Origin of the sequence: Nocardia abscessus NBRC 100374, assembly GCF_000308455.1 — a bacterium.
Taxonomy (GTDB): Bacteria; Actinomycetota; Actinomycetes; order Mycobacteriales; family Mycobacteriaceae; genus Nocardia; species Nocardia abscessus.
Genome location: NZ_BAFP01000261.1, coordinates 21058 through 34467, shown reverse-complemented (window position 1 = coordinate 34467; position 13410 = coordinate 21058). Strand labels below are relative to the sequence as shown.

The 13410-nt window shown below is 67.1% G+C and carries 5 protein-coding genes; 1 reads left to right on the top strand and 4 read right to left on the bottom strand.

Annotated features, from left to right (window positions below):
• Window positions 1-559 precede the first annotated feature (559 nt).
• On the top strand, window positions 560-1369 hold the full coding sequence (locus tag ON19_RS32500; RefSeq protein WP_043701583.1) for a hypothetical protein: 810 nt from the start codon (window positions 560-562) through the stop codon (window positions 1367-1369).
• A 366-nt stretch (window positions 1370-1735) separates the two neighbouring features.
• Here ON19_RS32500 and ON19_RS32495 read toward each other — a convergent pair whose 3' ends face one another.
• The 4 genes from ON19_RS32495 to ON19_RS32480 are packed head-to-tail and all read right to left on the bottom strand — an operon-like array spanning window position 1736 to window position 13224.
• On the bottom strand, window positions 1736-3049 hold the full coding sequence (locus ON19_RS32495) for a hypothetical protein (protein ID WP_043701581.1): 1314 nt from the start codon (window positions 3047-3049) through the stop codon (window positions 1736-1738).
• Between the two features lie 16 nt (window positions 3050-3065).
• Complete coding sequence (locus ON19_RS32490) at window positions 3066-6866, bottom strand: hypothetical protein (protein WP_043701578.1); 3801 nt, start codon at window positions 6864-6866, stop codon at window positions 3066-3068.
• On the bottom strand, window positions 6863-9214 hold the full coding sequence (locus ON19_RS32485) for a hypothetical protein (protein WP_043701576.1): 2352 nt from the start codon (window positions 9212-9214) through the stop codon (window positions 6863-6865). Before ON19_RS32485 ends, ON19_RS32490 begins: the two co-directional genes overlap by 4 nt.
• Window positions 9211-13224, bottom strand: coding sequence for a DUF6603 domain-containing protein (locus ON19_RS32480; RefSeq protein WP_218006519.1), 4014 nt, complete (start codon window positions 13222-13224; stop codon window positions 9211-9213). The genes ON19_RS32485 and ON19_RS32480 overlap by 4 nt, the downstream gene beginning before the upstream one ends.
• Window positions 13225-13410 lie beyond the last annotated feature (186 nt).

Here is a 13410-nt window from a genome sequence, read left to right as displayed (position 1 = left end):
GGCCGGCGAGGGCGCTGAGTTCGGGACTGGCGGCCAGGATCGCGGCGAGCCAATGCTGGTCGCCGGTGTCGATTAGGGATGGGTCGGTCATGATCCAGGCGGTGACCCGGCGGACCGAGGGCGGTGGTGCTGGTGGTGCGGGGATGTGAGCGGTGGTCCGGAACGGCTGCAGGTAAGCGCGCACAAGGACCAGACTGCGCCTCAACGGGTCTCAATCTGGGTCAGTCACGAAGTGTGTGCCAGAGCCGATTTTCGAAGAGCGCTGACACGAGTTGCTGAACGGCGGTCCTGGATGGTCGTGCGTGAATAGTTCGCAGAGGTGAATTCGACGGTGGACGCTGGGCGGGTGGTTGTGGCGACTTGTGGCGCGCTCGTGGGCGTAGGTGCGGAGTCGCGTCGGGATGGGGGTTGGGGCTTCGTGTTCTTGACCCTTCTGCGATGGCTGTTCAGACTCGTTGTCACATTGGTCTATTCGGGGTGGGATGTCTTCTCCGGTGACGGGTTTCGTTTCTCCCCCGGCGATCTTCGCTGGTAACCGGATGATTCGGGGAGGTTGGAGATGGTGAAGTGGAGCCCAGATGATCTCCGTCGTCCGACGTGGTGGGAACAGACGTTCGGTCCCAAGGCGTACATGGAGATGATCAAACACTTGCGTGATGAGTTCAACACCGCAGGAGACGAGAGGTTCATGTGGGTTGCCATCAGGTTGAGCCACTCGCCGCATCTCGTCACGGATAGTGACTATCCGATTATTCGATTGTGCTTCGAGAGGCAGAACCTCTATCTGCGGGGCTGGACGATCGAGCGAGCCTGGTCGTTCATGGCGGCGTGGTCGGGGGAGGAGAGGGCCCCCTGGACAGCGGCTCGGCTGAGTAAGCTGCCCCCTCCCAGCTTGTACTTGGGTGGCCGGGAGAGGGGTCCGCATATCCCGTCGGAATACGGTGGTGCCGCTGCCGAGCCTGTGCTGAATCGCCAGGAATTCTTCCGAAGTCTCGATGTTCTCTACACCTACTTGTTTCCTCTGATAAAGGGCCAGGGCGGACCCGATGTTGGCATCGACAATGCGGCGGCCGCTTTCCATCTTGTTGCCAGGATGACGTCGGAGATGGCGCGGTTCGACTCGTTCTGTCGGAAGTTTCGCGGCAACTTGGAAGGTGGGATAGCGCAAACCCTTCGTCTCGACTCAGGGTTCGAGTGGGGTGACGGGCAATGGAAGACCCCGCCGTTCGCGGATGTGGTCACTGATTGGCAGAACTACACCAAGAAGGCCGCTGGAGGCGTCGACTCACTGCTGTGGGAAAACGCCCAGGTCTCCGCGGGGCAGGCTGCCGAGGTCTTGGGCGTCGACGGTGCCAGGTGGCGGTCCTAGCAACCTTTGACGTGCCTGAGCCGAACCCGCAGCCGACCGCTGGCTCAGATCGGCGCGTTCGCCGCGGATTTGACCGCTGGCCACGGTTCTCGCGCTGATCAGGGAACCCAGTTGGGTCATCGGCCGGAGTGCGCCGCAGGATGGTTCGCCGATCCGGGGGGGCGCCAGGAGAATTCAGCGCCCGGCCGGGTCACGATCGGGTATCGCGGTCGGCGGACGACAGCCCTCGGACCTCACAGTCGGAATTCAGGGTGATCCGGCCGTCGCGGTGAGACCGCCCTGAACCGCGACGGTCTTTCCTCGTGGGATCAAGAGGATGGTCGTCGAGGCCGGTGGTGGATCGGGTGACGGGATCTGGGCCCGGTGTCAGGCATCGGGTTCGATCTTCCAGGTGGCCAGTGAGGCGCCGTAGCCCCGACGCATGACGTACACATGGCGACTGTACGGGTCCGGGTGGGCATCGTTGTCGTTCACATACAGATGCTCTCCACCGTATCCGCCGGTGATGGCGACGTCATCGCTGTAGCGGACCACTCCCTTGCCCTCGGAGGTCAGGTCGCCATCGACCCGGAGGCCGGTGGTACCGCTGGTGGTCAGTTTCTCGGTACCACCGTCGGATACGCTGAAATCCCCTCTGGCGGAGAGGAACCCGTCGACGTCGCAGTCGGAGTTCAGGGTGGTGTGACCGTAGACGGTGAGCCCGTTGCGGATGGCGAGGGCGTTGTAACCACCGGAGATTCCTCCGGTGGCGGTGAGTTGCTGATCGACCGTAGCCGTCCGGCGGACTTGCAGATCACCTTGGACGATGAGGCCATCAGATACGTTGAGATCGGCTCTGGCGGAGAGCGATCCGTTGACCGTCAGCGCGGCGACGGTCGGGTTGGTGACGGTGATGGGTACCAGGGCATTCAGGTAGGTGGGTTCGAAACCGTGGGCGGTGTACTCGGCGACGAGCGTGAAGGTCGTGTCGCTGGTGAGGACGAACGCGCGCCCCGTGTTGGTGGCGCCGTCGGGGAGGGTGACGTGAGTGTCGGTGCCCGCGTAGAGCACGGTGCCGTCGCCGTCGTAGAGCGTGAAGGACGTGCCGTTGCTTTCCCAGGTGAAATCGACCCGGTCTCCTGCCGTGAATCTGGTTTGCGGAACAGAGGTTCTGCTCGGACTGTGGGTGATGAAGTTGCGCAGGTAGAAAGGCTGCGGTTCCACAAGCATGTCCACTTTGCTCTGTCGGAGCTTGTGGCGCATCTCGTTGTCGGTGGTGGATTTTTCGCCGATGGTGCAGGTTAGTGTGCCGGTGGGGGTTCCGAGGGGGCCGGTGAGGATGATGCTCATCGGGTAGTCGATGAGATCGGTATCGTCATCATCGTCTGTAGCTGTGTTCTTGAAGGTGAACTGATAAGGACCCGTGGCGCTGTCGCCGGTGGTTTCCTCCTCCGCCGCGGCGGTGAAGACCTCCCATTTGCCCTCGGGGGTGCACGAACACGTCGGTTTGCCCGTGAAGTAGGGAGCGCCGCCGTCGGACTCGCTGGGAACGGCGATCTGGATCTCTTCGCAATAGACCGGTTGGCTGCGGGGTGCGACGGCGATGACGATGCGGGCGTGACCGGGGGTGTCCTTGGTTCCGGCCTGTAGTGGTGACGGGCTGGTCGAGGGCTGGAAGCTCAGCAGTGGCTGCTCGGTCATGGGTGCGCCCTTCTTCTCAGGTGGGGTCGGGGTAGTCGTCGAGGTTGGTGGTGAACCGGAGCAGGCCGTCTTGGAGGGTCGTGGGGTCGTCCGGGAAGTGGGCGTTCGGTGTCGTCGGTGCCAGCATGTAGGGGGTCAAGGGGATGTTCCCGGGTGCGGGATGCAACCAGGTCCAGCTGCCATGCTTTTCGGCGGGCTTTGGGAAGGTGATGGATCCGTCACCCGTGCCTTGACCGTGGCAGGTGGTGAGGATGGGCCCGAAGCGGAACAGGGCCTCGATATGTGCGAGCGGTGTATCTCGATGGGCGGCCGCGACGGCGACCTCGGCGGTGGGCGTGATGCCGGTGACAGCGTGCACGCTCGCATGCGGGTCCATCAGCAGCAGGAGCGCGGTCGGAGCCGGGTCCCCGAAGGTCAGTTGAAGGTAGTTGGCGTCGGATGGTGCCTCGCCGGGCCCCAGCGGGCCGATCTGGGTGAGGAAGTCCTGCCGGTCGTCGGGCGCGGTCACGCTGTTGAACCGGTCGAATTGATAAGTGCCGTGTCGGTCGGCTGTGAAATAGCCGATGAGTCCGTCGTCACGGGCGTGCCGGTCGCCCAGCCGCACCGCGAACTGGTAGGCGGTGAATTGCGGCTGTGGCGGTTCGAGGGTTGCGGCCCAGCCGGTGTCGAACAGCGGTGGACCGTCCAGGCACAGTCGAAGTTGCGCGGGTACGAGCGCCAGCGGCCGTCCGATGAGGACCGACAGGTTCTTGTCAGCGCGGGCGCCGAGCGGGTCGGTGGTCCACAAGGTGGAATCGATCGCATCGAGGAAGGCTGTGAAATTCGCCGCGGAGGCGAGCCGTGAGGAGCCGAGGAGCCCGGCTACGACCGGTGCCCGCGAGGCTACCTGGTCGAGACCGGTGATGGTGCCCTCGGGTGGCGGTTCCCACTGTCCGATCTGTCCGTCGCGGGTGCTGACCAGCCGGTAGGTGCCCAACAGTAAGCCCGTGGGGTCGTAGAGCAACAAGCTGCGGTCGAGGTGGTTGGGTAACAGCCACCCACCGATCGGGCTGGCCTCGGCCCCGGTGCCGACGATGCGGCGGGCGGTCATGCCGTCGAGCAGATCGAAGTCCAGCCGCGCCGGTTGCAGGGGACGCGGCGGCAACTGGGCCACGGCCGCGACCTTCGGGGCGAGCGAGGTCGCGGCTGCGAAGGCGTCATCGATGACCAGCGGAAAGTTCCGGTGATCGTGCAGCCCACCGTATTCGGTGTCGGAGTTGACGACATCGAGCACCCGGCCGAACTTGTCGTAGAGCAACAGCTGCGACAGGTAGATCTGCCCTTGCCGGATCTCCTGGAACTTCGGGTCGCTTCCGGCGGGCAGGTACGGGACGCTGTGGACCCGGTCGAGGTATCGGGCGGGCAGGCTGTCCTCGGTCGCGGCGTCCGAGTATCCGGCGAGCCCGGCGATGTGGGGGAAGTCCTCGTCGTTGGGTGTCGGACGGCGGGAGGCGCGGATATCGCGGGCGGCGAGGCGTTCGTTGAACCCGGTCAGTTCCTGGGCCAGGAAATTCCAGTCGCCGATATCGGCCAGCCACCCTTCCAACCGGTCGGCCTGATCGGGAGTGCCGTGGTCGGCCACGTACTTCTCCAGGCGGGCGGCGAACAGGGACCGGGGGTGCGGGCTCAGACCCGAGATCCCGCCGATCTCGACGATGTCGTCCAGGGAGTACACCAACTGGGTGGCGCCGGGGGTGAAGCGGTAGTCGGTGCCGTCGAAACTCCAACAGCGCTGGGCGCCGACGCTGTAGGGGATAGGGAGATAGGCGGCCTTCCATTCCATGATCACCGGCTGCCAGGGCTGACTCCAGGGCGTCAGGCCCAGGGCGGGCAGGGTGCCGGTGTAGTCGTCGGTCCGGTGCGCGGTGAGGGTCGCGGTCACCTGGTCGGCGGGCAGGCCAGTGGCGGTTGCCAGGGCGGCGGCACTATCCGGATCGAGCAGGAAGAATTCGGCGAGCAACGCGCCCAGCAGGTCCGGAAACGAGGCGCTGGTAGGGATTTCGGGCATCGGTGCGTGACCGGGGGTGACGGTGATCGGTATGCCGTTGATCGTGACGGCGGCGATCAGGCTGGAGGTGTCGGCGGTGACCGGCCGCACCGGCAGCGGCCGGTCGGCGTCGGCGGTGTCCGGGGGAGGCCACACCCCCGACACGGTGACGACCGGATTGTTGCTCTGCCAGAAGGGGTTTGCGGGTATCGCCTTGAGGGTGGCACCCTGCGGCAGACCCTTGGCCGCGGCGAAGGCGGTGATCGAGGTCTGCAGCGCGTCCTGTGCTTCGGCAGGCGAGCCGCCGGGGTCGGGCTGGGGCACCTTGGCGGCCTGGTCGCGGACCGCGGCGGTCTTGTGGCGCACCCGCTGGGCCAGGGAACCGTCGATGCCGGGGTCGAGATGGTTCTGCATCTGCTGCCCGTCGGGTGCGTCGATCGGCGGGACGAGCAGATTGGCGTAGATGCCGTTCTTGAGCCACAGCGCGTTCAATCGCCATTGCAGCGAGGTCAATTCGCCGAGTTGGGTGTCCAGGTCGCGCTGATCGTCGTTGAGAGTGTCGAGCCACACCGGTGCGGTGAACGACTGCGGGGTGTTGTCCGCGGCAGGCGGGGGTGTCACGGTCCAACGGTGACCGCCGGCGGTGGCGGCGAACCATCCGCCGTGGATGCGGCGTCGAATCCGGGCGTCACCGCCCTTTTCGTCGGCCAGCGGCAGCAGACCGTGCAGAAAGGCCCGCAGCAACTGCATGTCGGCGGCGGTGGGCGGGTGACCGGCGACCGCCAGCGCGCGACCGGATAGTGCCGCGAAGGCGTCCTCGGTGGTGTTGGCGATGGCGACGTCGATCCTGCCGTCATCGCGGATTCGGCGCAGCGGGTCGTCGGACGGCGCGGTGGAGGCGTCGGGGTCCCAGGCGACGGATAGCACCTGGCCGGTGTAAAGGCTGCGGGTGGCCGGTTCGACCGCGCCGTCGTGGCGGGGGTCTCCGGTCAGCCTCGGATCCTGCCAGCCCAGGTGCGCGAGCACTTCGGCGTAGGAGGTGCCGGGAGGCGGGGCCAGCACATCGGCGTCGGGCTGGGAGTACCAGCCGACGAGGTGATAGCCGAGGGTGGCCGCGCCGCCGAGGTCGGTGAGGTCGTCGATGAAGGAGACGACATTGTTGTTGTGCGGGACATAGGTGGGGAAATGCGGATCACCGGGACCCATCGCGGTCAGGAACAGCCGATCATCACCCGCGCGTTCGGACCACGCCCCGGGGGTGTCGGCGGAAAAGGCGAGCCCGATGGGCAGCTGGTAGAAGCCCGGTTCCGGCTTGCGTGGTTTGACCTGATTGCGGTACGGGTCGGCGCTGGCCTTCCAGGCGTCGACGGTGTTCTGGTCGACCAGGAAGTCGCTGGAGTGCACCGCGTCGTGGCCTTGCCGGCGGGCGTAGGTGCTGTGCGGGCAGTCGCTTTCGATCACCCATGCCTTGACCCGGCGGTCGGTGGTCCCGCTGAAACGGGTGAGCAGCCAGCGGTTGGGGACCAGCGGGTACCGCAGCCGCCCGGTGCGCGGGTCCTGCGTACCGTGACGTAGCCCGCGTGGCAGTGTCCAGTGCAGATGGACTCCCGGGGCGGCGAATTGCGAATCCTCGATCTGCCGGTCGCCTTCGTCGGGTTCGGGACTGGCGTAGTCCTCCAGAGCTCGGTAGGTCCGCGGCCAGATGCGAAAGGTGTTCTCGCCCAAGACGGCCGAGGTGATCACCAGGGCGTCGAGGTCGATCGGGACGACGAGGGTAGGGCGCATGGTCACCGGCCTTTCGTCTGATCGGCGGGGCCGGTGAAGCGGATCGCCTCGGGAACCCTGACCATCTGCAGGGCCAGATCGGCCGGGGTGATCGGGCCGACGGGGGTCCCGTGCGCGGCGTCGAGGGCCCGGCCGAGAGCGGCCACCAGCGAACCCGGCGCCAGCACGCGGCAGCCGTCGTCGCCACGCAGATGGTCGAGCACCGGGAAGGTGATCTCCGGGTCGAACGGCGCCCCCAGCTCCAGGCCGTGCGAAGAGTCGCGCGGCCGCAGGTTGCGCAGCGGGATGAGGCCGTCGTCGTCGACGCCGAACCGGAACCCTTCCTGCGGTTCGGCCAGCTCGACCGTGTGTGGGATCCCGTCGAACAGGCACAGCAGCACGGTCGGTGACAGATGGTCCAGCCGCAGAATCCGCAGCAGCCCGCCCGCCGGATCGTAGCCTCGCACTGCGAGATTCGGCCATCTGGACACGATCGCCGATCGCAGCAGCAAGCCCGAGATCTGTTGTGCCGTCGCTGTTTCTTCGTCGGTGGAGGTACGCGGGGCGGCGGCTCGCAGCGTGTCGCGATGGGTGGTGGCCTGCGTGGCTGCCGCAGCACGGACCGCGGCGCCGATGATCTGGTCCTGGACGGTGTCACGGCTCGACTGCGCACCGACGCTCAACGCCCCCGAGACCAGCGCGTCCAGCCACGTGTGATCGATGTGGAAAAAGCGTAACGACTCCGGCGGCAGCATCCGTTCATCGGGAACCAGGTGGGTGAACGGAATGCCTTGCAGCAGTAGCCGTTGTGCAAGCCAGGCCACGATTGGGGCGAGTTCGTCGGCGAGCGGGGCCTCGCGCAGCGCTTGGTCCAGCGCGGCCCGGGTCTCGGCGGAGCGGAGGAATTCCGCCAGTGCCTGTGCTGGATCGCTCGGCGGCGCATCGGGGGTGGGCGGCGACCACGGCTGGGTCGGCGCGGGCGCAGGCGCACCCAGCACGGCGAGCAGCTGGCCGTCGAGCATTGCGCCGAACGCCGCGCGCGCGGACGCGAACTCTGAGTGCCTGTCACCCGCGTCCGGGAGGTGGGCACTGATCTCCCGGTGGTGCAGGGTGTCGACCAGCGCCCGCGCCGCACGTTTGAAAGTCGTCAGCTGTTGGGCGAACACCGAATCGGCGACGGCGAGCGCTCGGCCGGTCTCGAACGCGGTCGCGAGCGACAGATCGAAACTTCCCCAGACCGGGTCGTAGCCGATGAGGGCGTCCGCCGTGGTGGCGGTGATCGCCTGCGGCGTGACGACCGGCACGACTGGCGTGCAGGGGCCGCGATACCAGCCGTAGGTGCACTCACCGGACCGGGTCACATACGGCAGCGGGGCATAGCCGTCGTCGATCCGCCGTGCCACCTGACCTCGCGCATCGGTGGTATTCGTCTGCGGGTAGGGGTTGGGCAGCCGCAACCACATCTGCTCGCGCGCAGCCGGTGTGCCCGAGCGCGGGTCGTGGGCGAGCCCCTCGGCGAGTTCGCGAAAGTCGATCCTCCGGTCGGCCTGACACCAGAACGTCCAACTGCACAACGACAGCAGCGCCACCGACGTGTGACCACCGAAGTCGGGATCCTCGGTCAGAATCTGCTGGTGGCCTTCCAATGAGACCAGGTGCGCGATGTTCTTGACCGCGTCGGCGGACCCCGGCGGCCCCACAGCCGGGAAACGGCCCGCGACGATCACGGAGAACAATCCGTCCTCTTGGATACCCAGAATGGGTCGGTCGCCAGTATTGGCGCCACGGCAGTGGGCCAGCCAGCGCGCCTCGTCCAGCCGGGGCACGACCGCCCGGAACGCCTCCGCCGTGACCTGGATGTAGCGGCACGGCGCGTCCGGCGCGATGTCGGACTCCAGCACCAGAGCCGGCTTGCGCACCGCCGGGTCAGGGGCCAGAAAATCCTGCACGATCCCGGAGCACGCCCGGGTCGGGTCGGCGGTGGCACCGACGAGCTGGTCGTCGGTCAACACCAGCAGCGCCAGCCACGGAGTGCCTGGCGCGGCGTCCATGTCGCGTTCCCACGGCAGCATGGGGTCACCGAGCACCACATGGGGCAAGACCTCGGCGAATCGCCCGGTGCCGCCGTCCGGCGGCTGGGTAGTGACCACAGCGCCGGTGTCGATCGCCACCTGGGGACCGCGAATGGTGAACCGCTGCACCGTTCGCAACGCCCCGTCCGTGATGATCGACCGCCCGTCCGGACCCGCCTTCAGGTCGTGGGTGACCTCGACGGTGTAATCGCCGGCCGTCACGCCGGGCAGGTAGTTGTCGTGCAGTTCGATATCGCCGACCGGGATGGTGTCGCGCGCGGGATGGGCGGGGCTCGAACTCATGTCGGGCTACTCGCTTTCCGGATCATCGGCGCCTGGCTGTAGAAGTGACCCACGCCGGAGGCCAATTCCGTCAGTCCGTCGCTGGAACCGGTGAACAGTCCGGCGTCGGCGAGCGCCGCGAACACCTGATCGCGTCGGCTTCGCACCGGATCGGTGTCGACGTCGGCGATCAACCGGACGGCGGCCGGATCGGGTGCGAAGACGTGGTCGCCGTTCGGTTCGGGATGCAGTGGCAACGGCGACAGACCGGGTGGGATCTCCTCGGCGTCATACGCGCTCAGCGGGAAGACCCCGCGCGAGTCCGCCAGCACCGGCCGGGGCGCCTGCACCGCGCAACCGACCAGCAGATCCGCGACGGTGTCAGCGCTGGGTTCCGCGGGCCGGTGGTTGAACGGCACCGGTGGGGCGCCCCACAGTGACGCCGCCAGATTCTGTCTTCGAGCGGTGACCGTCCAGCCCGCGACGGGCCGGTCCTCATGCCGCACGCTCAGCCGGTGCATCCCCGCCAGGCCGGTCTGATTCATCGGCCGGACGTCGATGTCGGCGCCGGTCTCCACCAGTTCGTCGCCCATCCGCAGCTGGCTGGCGGGAATCGCGGATCCGGTGACGAAACGCAGGTCGCGGGCACGCATCAGCCACCGCCGCCCGCCGCTGCTGGGCTCACCCGCGCCGGTGTCCGGCATCGTGGTATCCAGACCGCTCACCGGGGTGAGAGTGACCACCTCCTCGCGCTTGGGCAGCATGCCCGCGAGTTGCGCCCAGTCCAGCGGTGTGGTCTGACCTTGGTCGGGATCGGCTCCGAAGCCGATGGTGACGGTGAAGACGGCCAGGTGCACGGTCACCGAACCGCCGGTCGGCGGCCCCCACAGGGTGAGCTGGGCCCCGGCCGAGACGCTGAGCGTCCCATGGAAGAACAACGCGTCGATGCGGACCGACGCACCGATGGACACCCCGATCTCGGCGATGAAGCTGAACGGGTGCCAGGACACCAGGAGATCGGCGTGGGCGGTGAACCAGGCCCGGACCGGACCCTCGTGGAACACGACATCCAGCCTGGCGCCTGCCATCGCGCACGACGGTGTCACGGCCAGATAGGCTTCGGCGGCGACCGACACCGCGGTGCTCGGGGCCCATCTGATACCCAGCCGGGGCACGACGGGGTAGTAGGACGGGCGGTCGAATCTCGGGTGGTAGCCGCCGAGCGTGACGACGAACTGCCCGGCGTTCGGATTGGACCCGAACCACACCGCAGCGGCGAATCCGCCGGTCAGATGGCAGTCTTTCACCAGCACATAGGAGGCGTCGGAAAGTTGGGACTGCGCCGTCAGGCTGCCCTGGCCCGGGCGCAGAGACGCCTGCAGCCCCAGCTCGGCATAGACGTAAGTGTGCGGTGACTGGCCGGCCAGCGGAAGTTGCAGCGTCGCGGTGCCCAGCAGGGTGAAGATCAGTTCGTGGCCGAACTCCGCCACGAGCATCAGTTTGGTCTTCACCACCTCGAACAGCGTGAGCTCCGCCCCGACGCCCAGCCAGTAACTGCCTTGTCTCGGCGGAATCCATTGCCGCGCTGGTGTTCCCGGCGCGGCCTTGGCGCGGCCCTCCAGAACGTCGAGGACGTGGGTGGGTTCCTGCCCCTGTCCGTTGAGGGCGAGCAGCGGGAAGTTCGGCACTTCTCGCGCGGTGGGAACGACCAGCTCGCGGTTGAACCCGAAACCAGCCATCAGCGCGCTGACCACCACCGGCGGCTCGCCCAGCTCGGCGTTCAGTTGAGCGAAAATGAACAGCGAAGGATCCCCGTCGATCAACTGTGCATACGAGCCGATCGCGGCCAGAGCGAAGGACTTGCTGGCGATGACTGCAGTGCCGTCGTACTGGAACTCGATCCCGGCGGCCGGGTTCGGAACATGCAGCAGGCCACCGGAAATCGTTACCGATGGAGTGTCGACGGCCACGCCCAGCCCGGACAGGCTGGAGGTCGGGACGAACTTGTCCAGCGGTGAGCCGACCGCCAGGCCGTCGAACGACAACTTCAGCGGCCCCAGAGTGACCGCTGCGTCGAGCGCGAACATCAGCGCATTGTCCTGGTAGAGCATGCCCACGCGGTTCACGTGCAGCACGCCGAGCTGCTTCTGCACCGGTAGCCACACGCTCGTCGTTCCTTGCGGTACAGGTGTATTCGGGGTGGCCGGAACCGATCCGGGCGGGTCGGTGGACATATCGGGCGCCGGTGCATCGGACGAGGGTGTACCGGAGGGCGAGCGTTGGGACGATGCGGCGGGTAAGCCCAGCGCCACCGGTGTCGGGTTCGCACCGATCCGCAGCACCGCCTGCACGGCGAGGCCCTTGGTCAGGCCCGCGCTCGGCAGCGGCACCACCTTGGCGCGAGCGAGCAGGGCGTCGAGCGCCGCGCTGGTCGTGGCATCGATAGCCGCGGTGCTGTAGAGGATCTGGAGGTTGTCCACACCGAGAGCGCCCACCTCGGACAGGAACCCACCGATCAGTGGCAGCTGGCCGAGATCGATACAGGCCGACAGATCGCAACCTACCGCGAACACCGCAGGCCCGGCGGCCGGTTTCACCCGCACGAACTTGGCATCGGTCAACCCGACCCGCAAGCTCTCGGGAATATCCGCCGCCAGATCGGTGGATACGGCGGCTACCCACTCCCGCAACGCGACTGCGCCGCCGTCGGCATTGCGATAAGTGGCGACAAAGGCGTCCATGCCCCGCTCGGCATCGAAAAAGAGGTCCAACTCCAGCTCGCCCACCGACAGCGTTCCCTCATACCGCGTACCGGTCTCGTCGCGAGTGATGGCGATGCCGACCGATGCCGTGATGCCGTCGGCGATCTCCAGTTCGCCGCGGCAACTGGCGGCGAATCGGCCGCTGCCGGTGGTGTAGGAAAACCAAAGACTGCTCAGCGCGATGGTTTCGACCGGCTTGGGCGCTCCGGTCAGACCCATGTGCTCGAACAGCGCCCCCATCGTGAGTTCGTCGTTGGCCGGTATCCCACCTTCGAAGGTCCAGCCGCCCTCTGCGCCGGAGGACTTCGCCGCGCTGATGGCGACGGGAACCGATCCGAGACTCGCTGTGCCCGAAAACCGGGCCACGAACTTCTCGAAGGTGTTGTAGGCGACCGAAGCCGACACATCCTTCAGAGTGAAGTGGCCGATGGACCAATCGCCGGTGAGCGTCGTCGTGATCCGATAGGTGTCGCCGAGGCCGACGGCGAAGTCCAACTCGGCGACGGTCAGGTCGGTCGGCACATGGGTGACCGGGAGGCCGAAGGAGCCCAGCAACTGCGCGACGCCGATCGGTTTGTGCTCGCGCAGGCCGCCGGTGAGATAATGGTCGGGCAACCACAATTCGACGTTCAAGTCGAAATCGCGCAACGTGAATGCGGTGGCCACCGCCACGGACGTCACCACATAGCCGATCGGTTCGGCCGACAGGTCCTTCCCGAGGCGATAATCGAAACCTGTGACCTGTCCGAGTGCGCGCTCCAGCCCGAGGTCCGTCAGTCCGCTCTCGACCGCGCGCCACGCATCGTTCCCGGCCAGCGTCCCTACGAGCGTGTCCACCGTGAACGCGCCGGCATTCTGTGACCGCACCGCTGCGGTCAGCCCGTCGGACCTGTCCGTGCGCAGCGTGACCACCACCGCGATTCCCCCGAACCGACCGTCGAGTGTGACCGTCACCTCGCCCCGGCGAGAAACAGTCACAGTCGCAGCCTGCACAGTGGTGGCCACCATGGCGTCGGCAGGCCAGGCCTGCGCGGCGCAGGTGAGGGCCAGCGTCAACTCAGCACGGCCCTGGTCGATCTGCGGTCGCCCCGAGCTCGCGATGCCCTCCAGCTTGCGCCCGGGAAAAGTGGCGAGCGTATTCCGCAACCGGTCGGGCAACGCAGCGTCTGCCCAATCGAGAACCGGTGGGTCGCCGAGCCCGGCCAGATGGGCCGCGAGCACGTCCAGATCGGTCGAGCTCTGGTCGTCCAGCTCCGCCTCACTACTCACCACTTCTTCGCCCGACACTCGGGCCCGCGAACCTGTCGTTCCCCAACCTGCCCTGAACCATCTTCGAGGGACGCGATCACGTTTTGACAGAACATCGGGCCGCCGACATTCGTCTCTCCAGGCCGAGGAGAACGGGCACCCGGATCGCGAGTGCCGGGGAGAGTCTGTTTGTCGCCGCCGCCCACA